At 47.5% G+C, this 2126-nt stretch carries 1 protein-coding gene; it reads left to right on the top strand.

The window, feature by feature from the left end:
- The first annotated feature begins 454 nt into the window (after window positions 1-454).
- Window positions 455-1798, top strand: coding sequence for a UDP binding domain-containing protein (locus K2G43_RS11680; protein WP_297678227.1), 1344 nt, complete (start codon window positions 455-457; stop codon window positions 1796-1798).
- The last annotated feature ends 328 nt before the right edge of the window (window positions 1799-2126 follow it).

The following is a 2126-nucleotide window of genomic DNA, read 5'->3' as shown; positions in this document are numbered from 1 at the left end:
GGAGTGGAGGAGGCGGTTTTCAAGGTGGGCTTCTGCCTGCCTGCCGGTCCGTGGGTGACGGATCAGGATGTGGAATACATCGTTAAAAAGATAAGGGAGGCAATTTTATAAGTATAATTGCAAATCTATTGAACATCAAACTATGCTTGTGACGTATGCGGACACTTCCGCCTTGGAGCGTGATTTCCGTTTCAAGCCGGGCACTCCGCTCCATGAAGGACTTTGTAGGTTTGCCGCAGGTATAAGGAATTCTATATGAAACAACTCGAGTTTCGCAAGCCTTTTAACTTGTTTTCAGTGAGCAAGTCAGCAAGGATACAAGGCTCTCTATCTACCTGTTTTTATGAATAATGTGAATAAATGCAGGTAACAATCCGAATAACTTCGCTTTGTAGTCTTGTTAATTTGTATCCTAACAGCATATTAAGGATATGCGAAACCTAAATGAACTAATATGAGAGATTTTAAAGATTTGCAGATTGCCGTAGCCGGTACGGGCTATGTGGGACTTTCCATCGCGACATTGCTGGCGCAACACCATAAAGTGACGGCTGTGGATGTGATACCTGAAAAGGTGGAGCTGATTAATAATAAGCAGTCGCCTATCCAGGATGAATATATCGAGAAGTACCTTTCGGAAAAGGAACTCAATCTGACGGCCACGCTGGATGGCAGGTCTGCCTACCGGGATGCCGACTATGTGGTGATAGCTGCGCCTACCAACTACGACCCCCAGAAAAACTTCTTCGACACGCACCACATCGAGGATGTGATAGACCTTGTTCTGGATGTGAATCCGGATGCGGTGATGGTGATCAAATCGACTATTCCCGTGGGATATTGTCGTTCACTTTATGTAAAGTATGCTGCGATGTTCCGGTATAAGCCGGAGTTGAAAGGCAAGAAGTTCAACCTGCTCTTCTCTCCGGAGTTTCTGAGGGAAAGCAAGGCGCTTTATGACAACCTGTATCCTTCGCGTATTATCGTTGGCTATCCGAAGATGATTGATTTGGAAGGTCGGGTGTCAGCGGAGGAGAATGCGGCAGTGCGCTCTATCGGAAATCCTGAGGCGGAAGAACTTGCACGCATGTTTGCCCGTCTGTTGCAGGAAGGTGCATTGAAAGAGCACATCGACACGCTCTTCATGGGCATGAAAGAAGCGGAGGCGGTGAAGCTTTTTGCCAACACTTACCTGGCTTTGCGTGTGTCTTACTTCAACGAACTGGACACCTACGCCGAGATGAAGGGGCTGGATGCACAGGCCATCATCGATGGTGTGGGTCTGGATCCCCGTATCGGGACGCACTATAATAACCCGTCTTTCGGCTATGGGGGGTATTGCCTTCCCAAGGATACGAAACAGCTGCTTGCCAACTATAACGACGTTCCCCAGAACATGATGTCGGCGATTGTGGAGAGCAACCGTACGCGCAAGGATTTCATCGCCGACAGGGTGTTGCAGATAGCCGGCACCTACGGCAGCAACAGTGTGTATGCGGCGGAGAAAGAGAAGGAGGTTGTTATCGGTGTATTCCGTCTCACGATGAAGTCTAACTCGGACAATTTCCGCCAGAGTTCCATTCAGGGTGTGATGAAGCGCATCAAGGCCAAAGGTGCGAAGGTGGTGATTTACGAGCCTACGTTGGAGGATGGAAGCACCTTCTTCGGCTCGCGGATCGTGAACAGCCTGGATGAATTCAAACGCATCTCGCAAGCCATCATCGCCAATCGCTATGACGCATGTCTGGATGATGTGGCCGACAAGGTCTATACGAGGGATATTTTTAAGCGGGACTAAGAGCCTGTTTAATTTTTCTTCAAAAAGTTTTTATTCAGCTTCTCTTGAGTCTCTTTTCGGCTTGTTTCCCTCTTTTGATTCGTCACATAGCCTGCTATGCTCCTCCTGAAAACAGAAAGACATCCTCAAAAAGAACTCTCCAAAGAAGGCTGAACAGAATTAAGTAGATTCCTATTTTAGAATGTTTACTATTTTCAATGAAATAGCCGCTGTTTGTAAAGAAAAATTCTGCCTGTTTCGAGACGGTTCCCGGGGGGACCCGCTCCGTACCAAGGCCTTACCAACTCCATACCTTCTTCGGACGTTCTTCGGATAAAAGTACTTTTAT

Origin of the sequence: Bacteroides sp. (assembly GCF_029057325.1) — a bacterium.
GTDB lineage: Bacteria > Bacteroidota > Bacteroidia > Bacteroidales > Bacteroidaceae > Bacteroides.
This window is presented reverse-complemented; position numbering and strand designations above follow the sequence as displayed.

What these genes read in the sequence shown, in the direction of transcription:
- K2G43_RS11680 (WP_297678227.1), top strand. Translation starts at nt 455, where the DNA reads ATGAGAGATTTTAAAGATTTGCAGATTGCCGTAGCCGGTACGGGCTAT.